Origin of the sequence: Oricola sp. (assembly GCF_965230365.1) — a bacterium.
Taxonomy (GTDB): domain Bacteria; phylum Pseudomonadota; class Alphaproteobacteria; order Rhizobiales; family Rhizobiaceae; genus Oricola.
Genome location: NZ_OZ246003.1, coordinates 3,790,798 through 3,811,342, shown reverse-complemented (window position 1 = coordinate 3,811,342; position 20,545 = coordinate 3,790,798). Strand labels below are relative to the sequence as shown.

19 protein-coding genes are annotated in these 20,545 nt (G+C 62.2%); 8 read left to right on the top strand and 11 right to left on the bottom strand.

Going from position 1 to position 20,545, the window contains the following annotated elements; translation table 11 throughout:
* Window positions 1-9 precede the first annotated feature (9 nt).
* The gene (locus ACO06R_RS18485) at window positions 10-876 is read left to right on the top strand and encodes an NAD-dependent epimerase/dehydratase family protein (protein ID WP_421853572.1); all 867 of its coding nucleotides are present in this window, start codon (window positions 10-12) and stop codon (window positions 874-876) included.
* Here ACO06R_RS18485 and ACO06R_RS18480 read toward each other — a convergent pair.
* The 6 genes from ACO06R_RS18480 to ACO06R_RS18455 all read right to left on the bottom strand — a co-directional run bounded on the left by ACO06R_RS18480 (window position 864) and on the right by ACO06R_RS18455 (window position 6,920).
* Entirely contained in the window at window positions 864-1,901 is a 1,038-nt protein-coding gene (locus ACO06R_RS18480) for a Gfo/Idh/MocA family protein (RefSeq protein WP_421853569.1), read from the bottom strand. The two genes, ACO06R_RS18485 and ACO06R_RS18480, sit on opposite strands and share 13 nt — an antisense overlap.
* 10 nt (window positions 1,902-1,911) lie before the next feature.
* A complete protein-coding gene (locus ACO06R_RS18475) occupies window positions 1,912-3,186 on the bottom strand; it encodes a TRAP transporter large permease (protein ID WP_421853565.1) in 1,275 nt (424 codons plus the stop codon).
* Window positions 3,183-3,758 carry a TRAP transporter small permease gene (locus ACO06R_RS18470; protein ID WP_421853562.1) on the bottom strand — a complete coding sequence of 192 codons (576 nt, stop codon included), beginning with the start codon at window positions 3,756-3,758 and terminating at the stop codon, window positions 3,183-3,185. Before ACO06R_RS18470 ends, ACO06R_RS18475 begins: the two co-directional genes overlap by 4 nt.
* A gap of 7 nt (window positions 3,759-3,765) precedes the next feature.
* On the bottom strand, window positions 3,766-4,791 hold the full coding sequence (locus ACO06R_RS18465; RefSeq protein WP_421853560.1) for a DctP family TRAP transporter solute-binding subunit: 1,026 nt from the start codon (window positions 4,789-4,791) through the stop codon (window positions 3,766-3,768).
* Between the two features lie 61 nt (window positions 4,792-4,852).
* Window positions 4,853-5,578, bottom strand: a complete 726-nt coding sequence (locus ACO06R_RS18460) for an RraA family protein (protein ID WP_421853557.1) — start codon at window positions 5,576-5,578, stop codon at window positions 4,853-4,855.
* Window positions 5,579-5,753: 175 nt separating this feature from the next.
* Complete coding sequence (locus tag ACO06R_RS18455; RefSeq protein WP_421853554.1) at window positions 5,754-6,920, bottom strand: mandelate racemase/muconate lactonizing enzyme family protein; 1,167 nt, start codon at window positions 6,918-6,920, stop codon at window positions 5,754-5,756.
* 159 nt (window positions 6,921-7,079) lie between these two features.
* Here ACO06R_RS18455 and ACO06R_RS18450 point away from each other — a divergent pair, with 159 nt between their 5' ends.
* Window positions 7,080-7,898 (top strand): IclR family transcriptional regulator, encoded by an 819-nt coding sequence (locus tag ACO06R_RS18450; protein WP_421853551.1) that lies wholly within the window; start codon window positions 7,080-7,082, stop codon window positions 7,896-7,898.
* Window positions 7,899-7,906: 8 nt separating this feature from the next.
* On the opposite strand, the gene ACO06R_RS18445 is transcribed toward ACO06R_RS18450, so the two are convergent.
* The 4 genes from ACO06R_RS18445 to ACO06R_RS18430 form a co-directional block, all read right to left on the bottom strand.
* Complete coding sequence (locus ACO06R_RS18445) at window positions 7,907-8,788, bottom strand: hypothetical protein (protein ID WP_421853548.1); 882 nt, start codon at window positions 8,786-8,788, stop codon at window positions 7,907-7,909.
* Window positions 8,785-10,347: a sugar ABC transporter ATP-binding protein gene (locus ACO06R_RS18440; RefSeq protein ID WP_421853545.1), complete on the bottom strand. Its 1,563-nt coding sequence runs from the start codon at window positions 10,345-10,347 to the stop codon at window positions 8,785-8,787. Before ACO06R_RS18440 ends, ACO06R_RS18445 begins: the two co-directional genes overlap by 4 nt.
* Window positions 10,348-10,354: 7 nt before the next feature.
* A complete protein-coding gene (locus ACO06R_RS18435) occupies window positions 10,355-11,314 on the bottom strand; it encodes an ABC transporter permease (RefSeq protein WP_421853542.1) in 960 nt (319 codons plus the stop codon).
* A gap of 85 nt (window positions 11,315-11,399) precedes the next feature.
* A complete protein-coding gene (locus ACO06R_RS18430; RefSeq protein ID WP_421853539.1) occupies window positions 11,400-12,344 on the bottom strand; it encodes a sugar ABC transporter substrate-binding protein in 945 nt (314 codons plus the stop codon).
* Between the two features lie 148 nt (window positions 12,345-12,492).
* On the opposite strand from ACO06R_RS18430, the gene ACO06R_RS18425 reads away from it, so the two are divergent.
* The 5 genes from ACO06R_RS18425 to ACO06R_RS18405 all read left to right on the top strand — a co-directional run bounded on the left by ACO06R_RS18425 (window position 12,493) and on the right by ACO06R_RS18405 (window position 18,342).
* Window positions 12,493-13,614, top strand: coding sequence for an aldose 1-epimerase family protein (locus ACO06R_RS18425; RefSeq protein WP_421853536.1), 1,122 nt, complete (start codon window positions 12,493-12,495; stop codon window positions 13,612-13,614).
* 90 nt (window positions 13,615-13,704) lie between these two features.
* The gene (locus ACO06R_RS18420) at window positions 13,705-14,709 is read left to right on the top strand and encodes an aldo/keto reductase (RefSeq protein WP_421853533.1); all 1,005 of its coding nucleotides are present in this window, start codon (window positions 13,705-13,707) and stop codon (window positions 14,707-14,709) included.
* A 22-nt stretch (window positions 14,710-14,731) separates the two neighbouring features.
* On the top strand, window positions 14,732-15,574 hold the full coding sequence (locus ACO06R_RS18415; RefSeq protein ID WP_421853530.1) for an amidohydrolase family protein: 843 nt from the start codon (window positions 14,732-14,734) through the stop codon (window positions 15,572-15,574).
* A gap of 151 nt (window positions 15,575-15,725) precedes the next feature.
* Window positions 15,726-16,883, top strand: coding sequence for a fumarylacetoacetate hydrolase family protein (locus ACO06R_RS18410; RefSeq protein WP_421853527.1), 1,158 nt, complete (start codon window positions 15,726-15,728; stop codon window positions 16,881-16,883).
* A 22-nt stretch (window positions 16,884-16,905) separates the two neighbouring features.
* The gene (locus ACO06R_RS18405; RefSeq protein ID WP_421853524.1) at window positions 16,906-18,342 is read left to right on the top strand and encodes an aldehyde dehydrogenase family protein; all 1,437 of its coding nucleotides are present in this window, start codon (window positions 16,906-16,908) and stop codon (window positions 18,340-18,342) included.
* A gap of 46 nt (window positions 18,343-18,388) precedes the next feature.
* Here the strand turns inward: ACO06R_RS18405 and ACO06R_RS18400 are convergent, their stop codons facing one another.
* Window positions 18,389-19,192, bottom strand: a complete 804-nt coding sequence (locus tag ACO06R_RS18400; protein ID WP_421853521.1) for an SDR family oxidoreductase — start codon at window positions 19,190-19,192, stop codon at window positions 18,389-18,391.
* Window positions 19,193-19,328: 136 nt separating this feature from the next.
* Here ACO06R_RS18400 and ACO06R_RS18395 point away from each other — a divergent pair, with 136 nt between their 5' ends.
* On the top strand, window positions 19,329-20,480 hold the full coding sequence (locus ACO06R_RS18395; RefSeq protein ID WP_421853518.1) for an alpha-hydroxy acid oxidase: 1,152 nt from the start codon (window positions 19,329-19,331) through the stop codon (window positions 20,478-20,480).
* Window positions 20,481-20,545: the final 65 nt, after the last annotated feature.

The window sequence follows — 20,545 nt, the reverse complement described above, 5'->3', positions numbered from 1 at the left end:
GTCGGCGCGATGGCACGAATAGCCGTAACCGGCGCGCTGGGCGGCGCTGGCCGAAAGATAGCCGAGCATCTGCGCGGCACCGGTCATGAGGTCGTGGCGATCGACATCCGTCCGTCGCCAAACCCGTTCTTCATGCCGAGCCGCTCAGTGGACCTGTCGAACTATGGGGACGCCGTCGCCAATCTGCACGGTTGCGATGCGGTGGTGCACTACGGTTCCAATCCCTGGCCCGATCTCGACTTTTTCAGCGGTGCCGACCGTTTTGCAAACAACACGCTGGCCACCTTCAACGTATTCCAGGCTGCCGCGCAACTCGGTATCGAGCGGGTCGTCTGGGCGTCGAGCGAAACGGTACAGGGTTTTCCATATGAGGACTGCTCGCCGCTTCGCGTTCCTATCGACGAAGCTGACGAACCGATGCCGCGATGCGCCTACGCGCTGTCGAAACTTGCCTGCGAGTTGCTGGCCCGCGAGATGCACAAGCTGCACGACATCACGTTCATCGGCCATCGATTGGCCAACATCCTGTATCCGGATTCGGCCGACGGTCCCGGCTACGATGATCTGCGGGCCTATTGGGCGGACCCGCATCTGCGCCGCAACACGCTGTGGAAATATGTCGATATCCGCGATGTCGTCTCAGCCGTGCAGCACTCGCTGGATGTCGATATTGCGGGCGCTCATGTCTTCAACATCGCAGCCGCCGACATCATCATGAAAACGCCAACGCGCGAGTTGTTCGAGGCTGAGTTCCCGGACACGTTGATCGACGACGATCTCGGTGCGTTCCAGTCGCCCGTCGCGTTGGAGCGCGCGCGCGCGATGATCGGCTGGGCGCCGCGCCATAGCTGGCGCGATCTACCTCAGTTCAGCTGATTTTCGATATCGACCCAGCGGTTTTCGCGTGCTGACAGGCGGGCCGCGTCGAGTGCTCGCATGTTGGCGAGTGCGTCGTCGATGCCATAGGGCAGCGGCTCGATACCGAGGACCGCCTTGGCCAGTGCATCGGCTTCCAATGCATAGTGGTCTGCGGTTGGAATGACATGTCGCTCCGCATATCGACCGCTGAGATCGCCGGATCCATCGACGAGGACTTCGACAGCCTCGGTTTCCGGGGTGTTATACGGGATGGTGAGTGACAGGTGCTTCTCGCCGCCCATGATGATCACGGACTGGTTGCGCGCGGTCGCCGTCGAGACATGGAAACTGAGATGCCGGCCATCGCCGAAATCGGCGACACCGGTGGTGTCGGTATCGGTGCCGAAATTGTCCGAGTAGCGCGATGTCGCAAGGATGCGCAGCGGCTCGCATTCGAAGATGAAACGGCCAACGACAATCGGATAGCAGCCGACATAGAGCAGCGCACCACCGCCGTCCTCGGCACGGTTGGTGCCGGAAACGGGATCGTCATTGCGGTAGCAAAAGCTGGACTGGATCGCGCGCACCGGGCCCAACTCGCCGGCCCGAACCAGCGATCGCGCGAGCAGCCATTGCGGATGGTGTCGGATCATGAAGGCTTCCATCACCTGCACGTCGCTGCCGCGAAGCGCCGCAAGAAGCGATGCATCGGCGCTGTCCATGGCGATCGGCTTTTCGCACAAAACATGCTTGCCGGCGCGCGCTGCGGCGAGCGTGACCGGCACATGCATGCGGGTCGGCAGCGGATTATAGATCGCGTCGACCTCCGGATCGGCGATCAGTGAGTCGTAGCTGTCGTGAAAGCGCGCAATACCATGGTTTTGCGCCGCCATCCGGGCCGCGTCCGCATCGCGCGAGGCGATGGCCACTACGTCACCGAACTGCGACCGCGCGATTGCCGGGACCATCTTCTCGCATGCCATCATGCCGGTGGATAGAATTCCCCAGCGGATCCGCCTTGCTTCCATTTGCGCGTCTTCCATCTCTTTCGCCTTACGGATTGAGCAGTCGCGGCAACCAGACCGATATCTCGGGAATGGTTGCAATCATCGAAATCACAAGGAATTCCGCGACAAGGAATGGCCAGAGTTCGCGCATCAACGCACCGAGCCCGATATTGCCGATTTTCATTGCGATGAAGAGATTGATGCCGACTGGCGGGGTGATCATGCCGATCGTCAAGGTCAGGATGGCCGTCATCGCGAAATGCAGATCATCAATTCCCAAGCCTCGTGAAACCGGGAGCAGCAACGGTATGAAAACGATCATGATGACCGTCGGCTCCAGAAACAGGCCGAGCAGCAGCAGCATGCCGATGGTTGCGAACAGGAAAAGATGAACGTCATGGCCGAAGACGTCCCGGATTACCTGGGTGATGCTGCCGAAGCCCTCTATGATCAGCACGTATGAGGCAAGCGACACCATCGCGACGAGGAAGAACACTGTCGCGGTCGCTCGCGAGGCGTTGCGAAAGGCTTCCCAAAAGGAGCGTAAATCGATCGAGCGAAACACGACCGTTCCGAGGAACAGGGCATAGATGCACGCCACTCCTCCAGCCTCGGTCGGGGTGAACACGCCGCCGACAGTGCCCCACACGATAAAGACCGGAAGCGAAACCACGAAGGCGCCGTCCACGGCCAGACGCCACATGGGCTGCGTTTCGTCCATTTGCGCGGGGGCTGGAAAACGGCCCTTGATCCCTTGCACATAAATGACAGCGAAGCAGGCCGTGGCCAAGAGAATACCGGGAACGATGCCGGCGACGAAGAGAGACAGGACCGACACGCCGGTCACGGCCGAATAGATCACTGCGCTGATCGAGGGCGGGATGATTGGCCCGATGATCGCGCTGGCGACGGTTACCGCGGCCGCGAATTCCTTGCGGTATCCTTCCTTCGGCATGCCATGGATGAAGACTTGTCCCAGCGCTGCCGTGTCGGCGACAGAGCTACCGGAGATTCCGGAAAAGAACACCGAGGCGAGCACATTCGCGTAGGCGGTCGCTCCGCGGATCTTGCCCATGATGCGCGCGGAAAGCAGGATCAGCCGTGTGGTGATGCCGGACTTGTTCATGATTTCGCCGGCCAGGATGTAGAACGGCGCCGCGAGCAGCGTCATGGAATCGATCGATGTGACGAGGCGGGTCGGCACGACTGCCGGATTAAAGCCGCTTGCCCAGATGCCGACGATGCCCGAAAATCCGAAGGCGATGGCAAGCGGCGTGCCCAAGAGCATCAGTACGGCAAAAAGCACGATGACGACGGTCATTCCGCTTCCTGCTCTTTGTCATCAGGAGCTAACTCTATCAAGCCTGGAAGCCAGGTTGCCGCGAGCTTGTATATCGCCGCGAGCAAGATCAGGACGGCGCCTGCCGGCACCGCTGCATAGGGGATCGCCATGACAATCCCTGCGGACGGCGAACGCTGAGCGAGATTGGCGATCGCACCCCGGGTACCGAGCCAGATCGCTGCAGCTGCCAACAGGATTGCGCATCCATAGCGAAGCGTCGCGGCCGAGCGTTTGATCCAGTGCTGTCTTTGCAGGAACGGCAGTTCGATCGCCATGTGTTCGTCGGCGACGAAAGCCGAGGCCGCGCCCAGGAATGCCAGCCAGATATTGGCGTAACGCATGACCTCCTCGCTCCACGAAAAGGGTGCGTCGAACACATAGCGGGCAACCACCGCGCATCCGTTTATGACGACAATCGCAAGAAGCGCCGCCGCTGCCGCATTGCTGCAGAGCCAGTCGAGGCGGGATATCGCGGCGCTGGAAATCCGCCTGATCATCTCGGTGGTGCCGGAAAGGGAAACCGGGCGGATTGCCCGCCCGGTATTGAACAAAGGACCATCAATCGCCGTACACGCGTGCCTTGGCTATCTCAACGGCATCGAGATAGGCGGCCACGAGTTCCTCGCCGACCTGGCTTTCGATGTATGCCTTCACCGGCCCTTGCGCGGCGTCGCGGAACATCTCCTTCTCGGCCAGCGTATTGATGTAGACCTCGGTCCCCATGTCACGCAGCTTGGCGATCGAGTCATCGATTGCCGCAAGCTTGTTGGCCTGCGAGTAGTTGACGAGCAGATGCGATGCTTCCTGCAAGATCTGCCGCTCATTGTCGGTCAGGCCCTGCCAGAACTGGTCGTTGACGACCAGGAACTGCACGCCGAGCACATGGTCGTCGGCCGAAACGAACTTCTGCACTTCGCCGATGCCGGAATTGGCAATTGTCGGGATCGGGTTTTCCTGGCCGTCGACGATGCCCTGCTTGAGCGAGATCACGATCTCGGTCGCCGGCAGCGGCGTCGGCGTGGCGCCGAGCGACCGCATCAGCTCCATGAAGACCGGACTTTCCATGGTGCGCATCTTCAATCCCTGCATGTCCGCAGGCGTCTTGATGGTGCGCACATTGTTGCTCATCGAGCGGAAGCCGCTTTCCGACAGCGCCAATGTCCGCACGCCGGTCTTTTCGCGCATGTCGTCGGTGAGCTGCCTGGCGAAGTCGGTCTTGAAGAACTCCCACGCCACCGGCGATGTCGGGATGGCGTAAGGGACCGACAACACCTGCACGGGTTTGTAGAAGCCGGCGATCGCCCCGTCCGCCGGGAACGACATCTCGAGCGATCCCTGCATCACCTGTTCGAACATCTCGCGGTCACCGCCGAGCGACTGTGCGAAGAGCCGCACTTCCATCTCGCCGTTGCTCTTCAGCTCCACATACTCCTTGAAAGCCTGGATCGCCTGGTGCTCGACCAGTTCAGGGGCGGCGAACGCGCTCGCAAACTTCACCAGCGTCTTCGCGTGGGCTTCCGCCGAAAGCATGGCAGCCGATACGAGTGCCAATCCCACCACGGATTTCTTGTACCAATTGAGCATCGTCTCCTCCCTTGATGCTATGCGGTCTCGGTGTTGGGCGGATTGCGGCTCCGCCGGGCCGTTAGAAGGCGCCGTAGCGGTCCAGCACGACCTTGATGTCATCGCCATTGCGAATGTCGTTGCGCGCCGCTGTTTCCGTTTCCTTGCGCCGTTCGGCCTCGGTCAGCACCTTGTCGACCATGTCCCTGGGGATGGCGATGACACCGTCCATGTCGCCGACGATCCAGTCGCCCGGCTCGACGCGAACCTGGCTTGTCAGCGCGCCGCGCATGCCGATCGGCTGCTGGTAGCTGTGCACGCGATAGCGCAGCCGCCCCTCGATTGGGGACAGATAGCGCGTGAAAAGCGACCAGTCGTCGATATCGAGAACCAGCCGGCCGTCCCGGCAGCCGCCGTCCATCACCGCGCCGACCGCGCCGCTGGCCTTCGCCGCCGTGCTCATCAACTCGCCCCAATGGCCGGCCTTGTCCTCGCCGCCGGCGGAGATCGCCACCACACAGCCGGGATACATGGCCCGAATGTATTCGAAGTCCGACAGTCCCTGGAATCCCTGCCCGACATACTCCGCATCGGTGACCGGATCGGGATGTCCGGCAATGGTGAAGGCCGGGCCGGCGATGCGCATCGTCGGGTCGATCGGCTTGATCTCCAGATCGAGGCACTGGTTTGAGTAGCCCATCTCCTCCAGGATGTCATAGATCGCCGCCGTGTAGATGTCCCTGAAACGCGCGGCGGTCTCGGCAATCCGCGGATCGATCGCGCTGCCACTTCCGGTCAATGAATTCATTGCGACACCGTATTCAGGCGGTTGAACGATCCGCGTTGCGGATCTCTGCCGCCCGTCCTCCCTGTGATGACTATCAATCCGTATTTGAACAAGTATTGTTCTTATATGGAATGATGCATGCGCGACAGGTCGCTGTCAAGCCGCCACCAAACGCGGGGCCGAACGCGCACTCCGCTCAGAATTCGCCGCTGTCATTCCAGATCGATATGCGGGCATCTTCGCGGTAGGGGTGCTCGGCCGCGACCTCGTCGTCGAGTTCCACGCCTCCCAGCCCAGGAAGATCGGGAACGTCATACGCTCCGTTGGCAGGGCAGGGCCCGTTGCGCACCAGCTTGTGCCTGAGGTCGGCGTCGAACTCGCAGAACGATTCCTGCAGATAGATGTTGGTGACATTCGCATCCAGCTGAATGGCGGCTGCGGTCGCCACCGGACCGAACGGATTGTGAAACGACACCGGCAGGTAGTGCGAGTCGGCAATCGCCGCGATCTTCTTGCTCTCCAGGATACCGCCGACCTGGACAATGTCGGGCTGCACGACATCCGGTTTTCCGGTCTCGATCAGTTGTGGCATCTGGTAACGGCTCCAGCACCGCTCGCCGGTGGCGATCCGCATCCCGCCCGGTCGGTGCAGGCGCGCCAGCATGGCGTGGTTCTCCGGATCGATGGGTTCCTCGAACCAGTGGATGTCGAATTCCGCCATGCGGTGCGCGATCTCGTTCGCCGTGCCCGGCGAAAAGCGCCCGTGCCCGTCGATCAGCAGGCGAGTGCTGGCGCCGGCCGCATCGCGCACCGCTGCGATGATCTCTATTCCGGCGGCGATGCGCGCCGGTTCGGGATCGCGGGCATCCGGCCAGAAAGGATCGAACTTCATGGCGCCGTAGCCGCGCGCCACCACATTCGCCGCCGCTGTGGCCCACTCCTGCGGCGTTGTCGCCCCGGCGAACCAGCCATTTGCATAGGCCGGCACGCTGTCGCGCACCTTGCCGCCGAGAAGATTGTAGACCGGTTGGCCTGTCAGCTTGCCGCACAGGTCCCACATCGCCATATCGATGCCGGCGATCGCGCTGTTCAGGGTCGGGCCGCCGCGGGCATATTCCTCCCGGTACATCAACGCGACCGTCCGCTCGATGGCGAACGGATCGGCGCCGAGAACGTAGCGTTTGATCAGATGGTCTGCCGCCGACGCCACGGTGCGTGCCTGCCATTGCATCGTCGCCTCGCCAAGGCCGGTCATGCCATTGTCGGCATGCAGTCGGATGAACAGGTAGTTGTTCCAGGTCGCACCGACCATGATGGCTTCGAACTTTGTGATCTTGGCCGGTATTGCGGGACTGTTCGGCATGTTCGGTCCTTTTCCAGGCTATCGTAAGGTCATGCTATGTCGGTGCGAAGTCTAAACAAAACCGTTGCCGGTGGCGTGACAACAGTCTAGTGGTTGTTCATATTTGGTACGGTCGGCATCGGGCGCTGCCGATCCGCAAGCGCACAAACCGAGGACACGATGGACGCCAAGGTCGAGCAAGCTGACATCGCCAGCAACGCTCTTGAAAAGAACAAGGTTCCGGCGGTCGACCGGGTCATGGCGGTTCTGGCGATCCTCGAGCAGCGGGCCGACGGCACCAGCATACGCGACCTTGTCGAAGCGCTTGGTCTGCCGCGAACCACCGTCTACAGGGTGCTCAACAGCCTTGAGATTCACGGTATGGTTCGGCGGTCTGCGCATGGCTCCTACACGCTTGGACCGCGTCTGTTGTCGCTCGCCGCGCGTGTTGTACGCGATGAAGGGCACAACGATCTCGCCAATCTGGCGATGCCGCACATGCGCCGCATCAGTTCGACCGTGCGTCAAAGCGTGAAGCTTTCGGTCGTCGATGGTGACAGCGCTCTGGTCATTGCCACATCGGCGAGCGTCGACGCGTTCTCGTTGAATGTGGCGCCGGGCCAGCGCGTTCCGCTGCATGCAGGCGCGGCTGGCAAGGTGTTGCTGGCACATTTTCCGACGGCTGAAATGGAAGCCTACGTTACGGGCGATCTGGCGTCTTACACGCAAAACACGATTGCGGATGCCGACCAGTTGCGCGCCGAACTCGATCAGGTCCGCGAACGAGGCTGGGCGGACGACCATGGCGAGTTCACCCCGAACGTCGAAGCATTCGCCGCCGCCATCACCGACCATGCGGGCAAGACCAAGGCGGCGCTCTCGATAGCCTTTCTGTCCGGCCTGAGCCTTCGCGAACGCGAGATGATCCGTTCGACGGTGATTACCGGGGCGGGTGCGATTTCCGCCGACTTGCCGCCGCCGCGTGTTTCGGGCGCATAGGTCTGGCTTCATTGGCCATCCGTCGCGGCGTCCAGAACTTCGAGCCACGAGTCGATATCCGTGGCGCCTTCGCCATCGACGATCTCCAACCTCTGTTGCATCGTAATCGTCTCGCCCGGTTCGACCTGCGTCAGCGGGCCGACATTCTCGATCTCGGCAAACGCGCCGTCGGGCAGCGATCCCGAACGGAACATCGTGACTGTCGAACCGCCTTCGGGATAGAGCGCGCCCCTTTTGAACTCGCTCTTTGAAACCAGAGCATGACGGCCGGAGATGCAGGCGACCCAACCGCAATTGGCGTCCGTACCGATCTTGAGGTGGCTGCCGCGCGGCGCAATCCTGAAGTCCAGGGCCAGCGCATGCTCATGCGCAACGACCATTGGCTCCGAAAGTTGGCTTGGCGTCCAGCAGACGATGACCTGCCGGTCGTCTTGGCGCAACCGGGTCAGGCCGAGACCGGTTTCGGCGGCCACGGCGGTGATCGCCCAGGCGGCAATTTCGCGCGTCCCGTCATCATGATTGGTGATGCCGTGCAAGATGTCGAGGCGTGGCCGGCTTTCATGAAGCCTGACATCCATCGAAAGCGAGATACGGCTCTCGGGCTCGACATCCGTGCGCAGGTGGACATGCGCAGCTTCGCTCGCCAGGGTGCGCCCGCGCATTCGTGCCGGCAGTCCGGATTGGTCGTTTTGCTCCGGCTCCATGAACCATGTTCGGACGCCGAAAAACTCGTGTCGTTTGGAGACATGCAGGACCGAGCGCTCGCCAGGCAGCCGGAAGTCGACGATTCTCGGGTAGGGGTCGGCGATGACGAACGCGTCCGCGGCTGCGTTGCCGACCGGCCAGCCGCGATATCCTGTGGAGGGGAAACTCATCATCGGGGCTGTCAATGGATGGATCTCCCTTCACCCGGTTCCAACCGCTCTCCGGCAGCGCATTCCAGCAACTCCTCCTGGGTGACGTCGCCGCGCGAGAATTCACCCGACACACCGCCGCCGCCGAGGACGACAATCCGGTCGCTCATGGCCAGCAATTCCGTCATCTCCGAGGAGATCAGGATGATTGCCATGCCTTCCCCGACCCACCGGCTCATCAGTCGGTAGATTTCCGCTTTCGCACCCACATCGATGCCGCGCGTCGGCTCGTCGAGGATCAGGATCTTCGGTTGCGTGAACATCCATTTCGCCAACACAACCTTCTGCTGATTGCCGCCTGACAGGCTCAGTACGCCGGCGGTAACGCCGGGCGCCTTGACAGCGAGTTGGTCGGACAGCTCCGAAGCCCGGGCAATCTCGGCGCGTCGGTCGAGAACTCCGAAATTCGCCAGTTTGCGCAGGCCCGCCAGGGTGATGTTGCGGGCTATGCTCATGGTCCCGACGAAGCCGGATGTCTTGCGATCTTCGGTCAGCATGGCGATTCCATGCGCGATGGCGTCTGCGGGGCTTCTGATCGTCGTCTCGGCGCCGCCAATGGTCACCTTGCCGGCCGCGCGTCCCATATGACGGTAGCTGCCATCGAATACCGCGTTCATCAGTTCGCTTCGACCAGCGCCGACCAATCCGAACAGTCCGAGGATTTCGCCTTGGCGCAGCGCGAGGGAAACGTCTGACACCAAAAGCCGGTCGGCCTTGGTCGGATGGCGAATGTCGATTTTTTCCAGTCTCAGGCACTCGTCACCGACCGATGCTGTTGCATGCGCGTAGAGTGTATCGAGCTGCCGGCCCACCATGTCGGAGATCACGGTTTGCGGCAGGGTGTCGGCCACCGGATAAGTCGCGACGTTGCGGCCGTCGCGCAACACCGTGATCCGGTCGCAGAGCCTGAAGACTTCATCCATCTTGTGAGAAATGTAGATACAGGCGGTCCCGCGATCTCGGATTTTATCAAGCAATTCGAATAGCTTGTCGGCCTCTGCGCCAGTCAGGGCCGAAGTTGGCTCGTCCAGTACCAAAATGGCCGGATCGCGAATGATGGAGCGCGCAATGGCGATCATCTGTTGCTTCGACGTGCTGAGCCCGCGAACGATATCCCGGACGTCGATATCCAGTCCGACCTGTTCGAGTGCCGCTTCCGCGTCGCGGAAGGCGCGCGCCCAGTCGACACGCCCGAAGCTCTTCGTCGGCAGCCGGCCGAGAAAGATGTTCTCGGCAATCGACAGATCGAGGTTGAGGCTGATCTCCTGATAAATCATCTCGATGCCCGCGGCCTCGGCATCGAACGGTGAGTGGAAATGCGCGTCCCGTCCGTCAATCCGGATTTCGCCGTCGAACTCACGGGTCCCGATGCTGCCCGAAAGGCACTTCATGAGTGTCGACTTGCCCGCGCCGTTTTCGCCGCACAGGCCCAGAATCTCACCGCGACTGACGCTCAACGAGACATTCGACAACGCTTCGATCGCGCCATAGCGCTTCGTCACATCCCGCATTTCGAGGATCGGCGCGTGGTCCATGCCGCCCTCAGATTCCGGCGCGCCGGCGGCGCAACTGATCGAGGCCGACCGCCGCTATGATGACAACGCCGACGACGAGATCCTGCCAGTAGACATCGATGCGCAGGATCACCATCGCGTTCTTGATGACCGTCATCATCAAGGTCCCGATGGCCGTGCCAAGGATCGAGCCGGAGCCGCCGAAGAGGCTTGTGCCGCCAATGATCACCGACGCGATGACAAGAAGTTCCATTCCGGTACCGGCGTTCGATGTCGCCGATGAAAATCGTGCCGCGCTCAGCAGTCCGGACAGTGCGGCGGCCGCCCCCGTTAACATGAACACGGAGATTGTCAGGCGCGTGATCTTGATGCCGGCGAGCCGCGCCGTCTCCTTGTTGCCGCCCATCGCGTAGATGTTGCGCCCGTAGGTGGTGTGGGCGAGCACGAAGTGGCCGATCAGCGCCAGCACCACACCGATCACGACCGGGTAGGGGATCGAGTAGAGCGTTCCCTGTCCGAGTATGGTGAACGCGGGCGGCAGCGGATAGACAGGCTGCGCCTGGGTGATGATCAGCACCACGCCGCGGACCGCATAAAGCATGCCGAGCGTCACGATCAGCGCCGGTATCGAAAAGACCGCCACGAGAAACCCGCTCAGGAAGCCGATGAACGCGCCGGTCGCAATCGTCGCCGCGACCGCGATCGGCACCGGCACGCCGGCGATGACCATCATGCCGGCCACGATCCCGCCCAATGCCACAATCGGACCGACCGACAAGTCGAACTGGCCGCCGATGAAAACGAAGGTCATTGCGATCGCGATGATGAACGGGAAGGCGGATGCGCGCAGAATGTTGATCAGATTGGCTTCGCTTATGAAGACTGGCTTGATCAATGCGACAATGGCCACGAACGCCAGCAGGACCAGCAGGATGCCCAGTTCCTCCATGCCGAAAACCCGGCTCAGGTTCTTTCTCGTGAAAAACATATTAAAGTACTGACATTATTGGCAGATCAGGGCCGAAGAAGGCCGTCGCCAAGACGGCCTTCCCGTTGCGAGCATCTGTTTGGGCTCAGTTCTTGTAGGTGTCGATGTTCTCGGCCGTGACCAGCACGGTGCCGGAATCCGTGACCGACGGCACGTCTTTCCCATCCAGGTGGTCGTGAATGAAGCCGACCGACTCGTAACCCATGCGATAGAAATCCTGGGTCATCGTGCCCCAGATGAGGCCCTCGCGGATGGCGCCGAGCGTGTCCTCGACATCGTCGATGGCCAGCACGGTCACGCCGGTTTTGCCGGTCTCGCGCATCACCTGGGCTGCTGCCGGCCCGCAGGCGACCTCAAGGCAGAACACCGCGTCCACTTCCGGGTAGGTCAGAAAGATGGTGCCGATCTTCTCTGCGGCCTGGATCGGGTCGGAGTTGTCGGGCTCCTTGGTCACGATCTTCATGCCGGGATATTCGGCCTCGATCGTCTTGGAAAACGCGGCGAGCTGCTGCACCTGGTTGCCCATGTCGAGCGTCGTCATCAGGACGGCGATATTGGCTTTCCCATCCATCTTCTTTGCGAGATGATGCGCCGCGTTGATGCCATATTTCTCCTGATCGGTGCCGATATAGGCGATCCGCAGGTCCTCGTCGTCGGGCGCATCCAGAATCGCGTTGACGATCGGAATGCCGGCCTCCTGGAACTTCTGGTAGATCGGCCGGAACACGCTCGGATTGGTCGGGCTGGTGATCACCGCGTCGACCTTTTCAGCGAGCGCGATTTCCATCTGGTTGACCATCTCGGCCTCCGAGAACTGGGTCGGGCCAACCCATGAGACGTCATAGCCGAGCTCCTCGCCGCGTGTCTGGGCACCGATGCGCGCCGGTTGCAGCACCGGCAGTCCGACAATGCCGGACACGAAGACGATGCGCTTCTTGTCGTCGGCCTGCGCGGTGGCGGCCTGGCCCAGCGTTGCGATGACGACGGCCGCCGCCAGCAGGCCGCCCGCTCTCTTGATAATGGTCTTCATGGTCTTCCTCCCTGATCGCGGCTCCGCCGCCAATTGCATGCATTTGCAATCAAATTACTTGCTTGGTCGAATATGAAACAATTGCATCCAAATATGAACTATTGTACATTGCGTTACGTCTGTCAATCTGGTGATCGGGGGAGGAGCGATGCCACTACTGTTCGGGTGCGCCCTAACGCGCGAAGATTTGGCGCGTCGCGTCGGGGATTTTTTCCAGCTGTTTGGCGTGCATCTCTATGAATTGGGCGATGGGCCCGAGCGCGGCGTGCGTTGCCTGAAATTCCGCACAGGCAGCGGCCTTGAGTTCGACGTTGCGGTCGACCGGGGCATGGATGTCGCCAGCATGACATTTCGGGGCGTTCCGATTGGATGGCGTTCGCCTGCGGGCCTGCGCAGCCCGAACCTGCACGAGTTCGAGGCTGAGGACGGGTTCAGCTGGGCGCGATCGTTCAGCGGGTTGTTGACCAGTTGCGGCCTGGATCACATCCACGCGCCCGAACGCGATAGCGGCGCGCATTTCCACGCACCGGCGCGGCCGACCATCTGGTATGCCTTGCACAGTCGGATCGGCATGGCGCCGGCGCGGTTGAAGGGTTACGGCACGCGCTGGCAGGGCGACCAGTGCTACCTGTTTGCGGAGGCCGAGATCCGGCAGGCCGCGCTGTTTGGCGAGAACCTCGTTCTCGAGCGCCGTATTGAGGTCGAAGTCGGCGCCTCGACAGTTTCGATACGCGACCGGGTCGTCAACGCCGGGTTCCACGTCACACCGCATGCCTATCTCTGGCATGTCAATCTCGGCTGGCCGAATGTAAGCGATGGCGCACGGCTCATTGCGCCGATCGCGAAAACCGATTGGCAGATGCGTGACGACGAGGAGGGCGACCGCGGTCCGCTCGTCCAGTCGGCACCGCGAAACCCCGCGACACAGCAGGTCTACGATCACACGCTGCGCCTCAACGACGAAGGCACTGCGCGGGCCGCGCTTGTGAACGACGGGTTCGTGTCGCCGGGCGGTGAAGCGGGCCTGGCGTTGGAGATCGCCTATGACGGCAGGGCAATGCCGTCATTGTTCCAGTGGCAGTATTTCCAGGAGGGCGCCTATGTCGTCGCGATGGAGCCGTGTACGACTCATGCCGGGACGCGTTCCGACTGGCGCGTGCGCGGCGAGTTCAAGATGCTCGGACATGGCGAAGCCGTCGACTATCGACTCGAAATGACGCCCCACATGGGTGCGATCGCGATCGCCGATCTGGAAGCCCGGCTTGCTTGATGCTGGATGCCGCCCAACGAGACGTGCTCTCGGCCGGTGTTGCCGCGTCGGCAAGAACAGAGTTAGGCACCCAAGCGGAAAGGGCGAGAAATGGCTGATCCATCTGCAAGAGTTCCATTGGGCCGGACCGGAATACGGATTTCGCAGATGGGATTCGGATGCGCGCCGATTGGTAACTTGCTTTCCGTCGTTCGCGAGGAGGATGCGCAACTCGCCCTCGACGCCGCCATCGATGACGGTATCCGGTTCATCGATGCGGCACCCTTTTATGGCTACGGGCTGGCCGAAGAACGGATGGGACGGGCGCTGGTCCGGCACGAACGCGCCGACTTTGTCATATCGACCAAGGTCGGTCGGTTGATCCGTCCAGGAGCAAGGACCGGGAACGAGGTCTATGGCGACAACAAATCGTTCTATCTCGCCAATGACGACAAGTGTGCGGTTCTCGACTACTCCTACGACGGCGTGATGCGGTCGCTTGAAGAAAGCCTGAAGCGCATCGGCACGAGCCGCGTCGACATCCTTCACATCCATGATCCCGATGATCACTTCGAGATTGCGGTCAACGGCGCCTATCGGGCGCTCGACGAGTTGCGCCGCGCCGGCACGATCTCCGCAGTCTCGGCCGGCATGAACCAGTGGGAGATGGAATCGCGTTTCATGGACCACGGTGACTTCGACTGCTTCCTCTTGGCGGGGCGCTACTCGCTTCTCGATCAGTCGGCGCTGGAGGAGTTTCTGCCGAAATGCGCCACGCGCGGTGTCTCGGTGATTCTTGGCGGTGTCTTCAATAGCGGACTTCTCGCCAATCCCGTCATGGGAGCGACCTACAACTATGTTGCCGCGCCGGATGCGCTGGTCCGCAAGGCGCTCCGCATCAAGGCGGTTTGCGATTCGCACGCCGTCGATCTGAAGGCAGCGGCGTTGCAGTTTCCGCTCGCCCATCCGGCGGTTGTCTCGATCCTGACGGGTGTGAGAAGCGCGGCGGAGTGGCAGGAAAACCACCGACTCATGTCGACAAGCATTCCGCCGGCGCTGTGGAGCGATTTGAAGTCAGAGGGCCTCGTCGCGGCCAGTGCGCCGGTCCCCAAGTGATCCTGAAGGGAGGAAATCAGCGATGCGGATCGATTCCCATCATCACTTCTGGAACCCCGCCAAGCGCGACTACTACTGGATGGGCGGCGATGCGCTGCGGCCAATCCGGCAAGAGTTTACGCCGGACGACATGCGTCCGTTGCTGCGCGCGGCGGAGATCGACAAAACGGTTCTGGTTCAGACCGTTCCCGATGTGGAAGAAACGCGCGAGTTTCTGCGCACAGCAGAGAATGTGGACTTTGTCGCCGGTGTCGTCGGTTGGGCTCCGCTGACCGATGTCGGGCTGCCCGAAATCCTCCGCTCGCTGGCCGAAGGCGAGGGCGGACGCTATCTTTGCGGTATTCGTCACCAGGTTCACGACGAATCCGATCCAGGCTGGATTTCGCGTCCCGACGTGATGAACGGGATTCGGGCCATTGGCGAAGCGGGCCTGGTTTACGACCTGCTTGTCAAGGAGCCGGAACTCGCCGCCGCGATCCGTTGTGTGACCGAAAATCCGGACATGCAATTTGTGCTCGATCATGTCGCCAAGCCGCGCATAGCAGCCGGCGAACTGGAACCGTGGCGCGGCTTGATCACGGCGCTGGCGGCGCTTCCCAATGTTGCGTGCAAGATTTCGGGAATGGTGACCGAGGCGGACTGGGCCGGATGGACGAAGGCCGATTTCGAGCCCTACATCGAACACGTGGTAACCGTGTTCGGGCCGCAGAGGCTGATGTTCGGTTCCGATTGGCCGGTGTGCCTGCTCGCCGGATCCTATGCGCAAGTGCATGGTCTTGCAGCCGAATTGCTGTCCGGCTTCGATGACGAAAGCCGCGCCATGATCTTCGGCTTGAACGCACAGCGCATTTACGGACTCGACTAGGCACCGCCCGGATACCGCAATGAGACTGCCGTAGGGTAAGAACCGTGCAGGCACTATCAATCAACAGTTGCCCTACAACCGGATAATATGCCAAGTAGGGCCGATTTTAGATCGTCCGCCCGCGCGGGCGGCAAAGGGAGCGAAATTCCAGATGCAGAGTATTGTCCCGTCGGACGGCGGTGTCCTTGTCGGCCGGGTTTGGCGACCGGATGTTTCAGGGCCGTCTGTCGTTATGTGCAAAGATGGGCGTGTCCTCGATATCACCTCGAAAGCGGCGCCGACGATGCGCGACCTGCTGGAGATCGATGATCCGGTTGGTTTTCTTGCGACCGTTGCCGGCGAGGATATCGGCGGCCTCGAAGAGATCGCAGCCGCGAGCGGGGCGGGCGGCATGGTTCCGGAGGATGCGGTATCCTTGCTCGCGCCGATGGATTTGCAGTCGGTCAAGGCCTGCGGCGTAACCTTCGCCCGTTCGATGATCGAGCGGGTAATCGAGGAGCGTGCGGCCGGCGATCCGGCACGCGCGCAGGCGATCCGCGCCAAGGTTTCCGGCATCATCGGCGACAGCCTGCGCGATCTCGTCCCGGGCTCGGAGCAGGCGGCGCGGGTCAAGGCCGCTCTGATCGACGAAGGCCTGTGGTCGCAATATCTGGAAGTCGGCATCGGGCCCGACGCTGAGGTGTTTTCCAAGGCGCAGCCGATGTCATCGGTCGGTTGGGGCGCCGAGATCGGCCTGCACCCGGTGTCGCAGTGGAACAACCCTGAACCGGAAGTGGTGCTGGCTATTGACAGCCGCGGGCGGGTAAAGGGCGCAACGCTGGGCAATGATGTGAATTTGCGCGATGTCGAGGGCCGCTCGGCGCTGTTGCTTGGCAAGGCTAAGGACAACAACGCTTCCTCGGCGGTCGGCCCCTTCATCCGCCTGTTCGACAGCGAGTTCGGCATCGACGATGTCCGCGCCGCCGAACTCGATCTGGTGGTCGAGGGTGAGGACGGTTTCCGGCTTGAAGGCAAAAGTTCGATGCGCGAGATCAGCCGCGATCCGCTCGATCTCGTCGCCCAGACAATTGGCCGGCACCATCAGTATCCGGAAGGGCTGGTGCTCTATCTCGGAACACTGTTCGCGCCGATCGAGGACCGCGATGCGCCGGGTCAGGGCTTCACGCACAAGCGGGGCGACCGGGTGACGATCTCCAGCGCGCGCCTTGGTTCGCTCTCCAACACGGTTCGCCTTTCCACCGAGTGTCCGGAATGGACGTTCGGCCCGTCCGCGCTCATGCGTAACCTCGCCCGGCGCGGCCTGTTGTAATCCCAGCTATCGGAAACGACACATGACCCTGCACAAAAACTTGATCAACGGCGAATGGATCGGCGGCGACGCGGTCGCCAACATCAATCCGTCGGATACCAATTCGGTGGTCGGCGAGTACGCCCGGGCCACGGCCCAGGATACGGCCGATGCGATCCAGGCGGCCAAGGCAGCCTTTCCGAACTGGTCTCGTTCCGGCTTGCTGGAGCGTCATGGCGTTCTCCGCAAGGCCGCCGATGAAATCCTGGCGCGCAAGGAAGAACTCGGCCGCCTGCTGTCGTCGGAAGAGGGCAAGACGCTCGCCGAGGGCATCGGCGAGACGGTGCGCGCCGGGCAGATCTTCGATTTCTTTGCCGGCGAGGCATTGCGGCTGGCCGGCGAGACCATTCCGTCCGTCCGCCCCGGCGTAACGGTCGAGATGACGCGCGAGGCGGTCGGTGTCGTCGGCATCATCACGCCATGGAACTTCCCGATCGCGATCCCTGCCTGGAAGATCGCGCCCGCGCTTTGCTATGGCAACACGATCGTTTTCAAGCCGGCAGATCTCGTACCGGGTTCATCGTGGGCCATCGTCGATATCCTGCACCGCGCCGGCTTGCCGGCCGGCGTGCTCAATCTTGTGATGGGCCGCGGATCGGTGGTCGGGCAAGCCATGCTCGACAGCCCGGAGGTCGACGCCATCACCTTTACCGGTTCGGTCGGGACCGGCAGAAGGGTGGCCGCCGCCTCGGTCGAGCATATGCGCAAGTTCCAGCTCGAGATGGGCGGCAAGAATCCGCTTGTCGTGCTTGATGACGCCGATCTCGGTACGGCCGTGGAATGCGCCGTTAACGGCGCGTTCTTCTCGACCGGCCAGCGCTGCACCGCCTCTTCGCGGCTTGTCGTGACCGAAGGAATCCATGATCGCTTCGTTGCCGCCCTGACCGAGCGCATGAACGGATTGAAGATCGGCGACGCACTGGATGCGGCGACGCATATCGGCCCGGTGGTCGACCAAAGCCAGCTCGACCAGGACGAGAAATACATTGCGATCGGCCGCGAGGAAGGCGCGGTACTGGCCGCCGGCGGCGAACGGCTCGACCGCGATACGCCAGGCTTCTTCCTGAGCCCCGCGCTGTTCACCGGGTGCACCAACGACATGCGGTCATCGCGCGAGGAAATCTTCGGGCCGGTGGCCAGCGTGATCAGGGTCAAGGACTACGAGGAAGCGCTTTCGGTCGCCAACGACACGCCATTCGGCCTGACGTCCGGCGTCTGCACGACGAGCCTGAAACACGCGACGCATTTCCGCCGTAACTCCGAAGCGGGCATGGTGATGGTCAATCTCCCGACCGCCGGTGTGGACTTCCACGTACCCTTTGGCGGGCGCAAGGGGTCGAGCTACGGCCCGCGCGAACAGGGGCGTTACGCCGCCGAGTTCTACACCACGGTCAAGACGGCCTACACGGCGGCAGGATGAGCATTCTACGCGCCGGCGCGGTTGGGTTTCCCGCGCCGGGCACGCCTCAGAGTTCCGGCGGCGGGGGCAGGTCGTCTCGCGTGCCGAGGATTGTCTGGTCGAAATCGACGATCGAGCCGGTCATCATGCCGCTGTCCGAAGACAGGATGAACGCGGCAACGCGGGCGACCTCATCGGGCTGCAGCAAGCGCCCGAAAGGCAGCTCTGCCGAGCGTTCGCGAAACCAGTCCTCGTCATGGCCCTGGGCTGCGTGCAGCGCCTTCTCCTGATCGCTTTCCATCCAGCCGATATTCAGCGCATTGACGCGAATGCGTTTTGCGATGACCGACCAGGCGACATTTCGGGTCATCGAAACAAGCGCTGCCTTCGACGCGCTGTAGGGCGTCAGGAATGACTGGCCGCCATGCGCCGACATCGAGGCGATGTTGAGGATCGAGCCTTCGATGCCGTCTCGCAACATCGTGCGGATTGCCGACTGCATCAGCAGGAACGGCGCCCGCGTGTTCAGCGCGAAAATCTCGTCAAACAGTTCCGGTGTCGTGTCGAGAATGCCGCCGCGCGCTGTCGTGGCGGCCGCGTTGACGAGCATGTCGATCGTGCCGAAGTCCCGGCTCGCCTCTGCCATCACGGCCTCGCAGTCGGCGACCCGGCCGAGATCGGCCTGGACAAAGCGAACGTCGGTGCCGGTCGCCTTCGATATGGATCGAGCCACCGCGTTGCCGTTTTCGGCGTTTCGCCCGCAGATCACCAAGCCGGTCACGCCGTCCTCGGCGAGCCGCCGCGCGATGGCCGCGCCCAGGCCCTGGGTGCCGCCGGTAACGATGGCATGCTTGCCTTTGAAGTCCGGCAAAGTCAGCCCTCCCGAAGGTTCGGCGCATTCCGTTGAAGCGCCGGTGCGCGTATGATTCTATCGACTGCGACAAAACTTGTCCAACAATCCCATAAGCAATTATAGTCCGCATCCGTAACGCAGCAGGAGAACGGAATTGCGGTTTACGGATATCGAGGATCTGCGCCGTCATGCCCGTCGGCGCGTTCCGAAAGCCATATTCGATTATGTCGACGGCGGCTCCTACACCGAGGCCGCGCTACGCAACAACCGGACCGATCTTGACCGGATCCGGATTGTCCAGCGCGTCCTGAGCGATGTCACCGACCGCTCGCAGGCTTGTCCCATTTTCGGCGAGACACTGTCGATGCCGATCCTGATCTCGCCGACCGGCCTTGCCGGCCTTGTCCACCCGAATGGAGAGGTCGACGCCTACCGCGCTGCCACCGCCGCCGGCACGCGCTACACCCTTTGCACGCCGTCGATATCGGCGACGGACGATCTTGCGTTGGCGCGCGCGCCGGATGCGCCGCCTTTCTGGTTCCAGATCTATGTGATGAAGGATCGCGGATTCACCGAGTTTCTGCTCGACCGGGCGCGCCGCGCCGGCTGCCGGACGCTGGTCATCACGCTCGATCTTGTGGTCAATGCGCAGCGGCACCGCGACACGAAAAACGGCTTGGCCATCCCGTTTCGGATCACGCCGCAGACCGCTCTCGATGCGCTTTTAAAACCCGGCTGGTTCATGCGCATGACCCGGTCGAAGCGCCGGAGTTTCGGCAATTTCGAGGGCTATCCCGGCCTTGAAGGCGGCGTGCAGTCGATGGCGGCGTGGGTCGCCGAGCAGTACCAGCCATTGCTGACCGCCGAGAGCATTGGCTGGATCCGCGACATCTGGGAAGGACCTGTCGTTTTAAAAGGCATCATGACGCCCGAAGATGCGCGCAAGGCTGTCGACTTCGGTGCCGACGCCATCATCGTGTCCAACCATGGCGGCCGGCAACTCGATGCCGCGCCAAGCCCGGTGTCGGCGCTGCCGGCGATCGCCGACGCGATCAAGGGCGAAATCCCGATCCTTGCAGACAGTGGCGTGCGAACCGGCGCCGATGTCTTCCGCATGATCGCGCTGGGCGCCGATGCCTGCATGATCGGCCGCGCGCATCTTTACGGACTGGGCGCGGCGGGACAGGCCGGGGTCGAGCGGGCGCTGGAGATCCTGCGCGACGAACTCGACGTGGCGATGGCGCTCGCCGGATGCCGGACCCTCGCCGATATCGATACCGGCACGGTGATCGCTGCACCGGGCTGATGTGGCGTCCTCGCGCGCCATACCCCATGGACAGGTCCGGCGGAATTGTGGACAAGACCGCAATC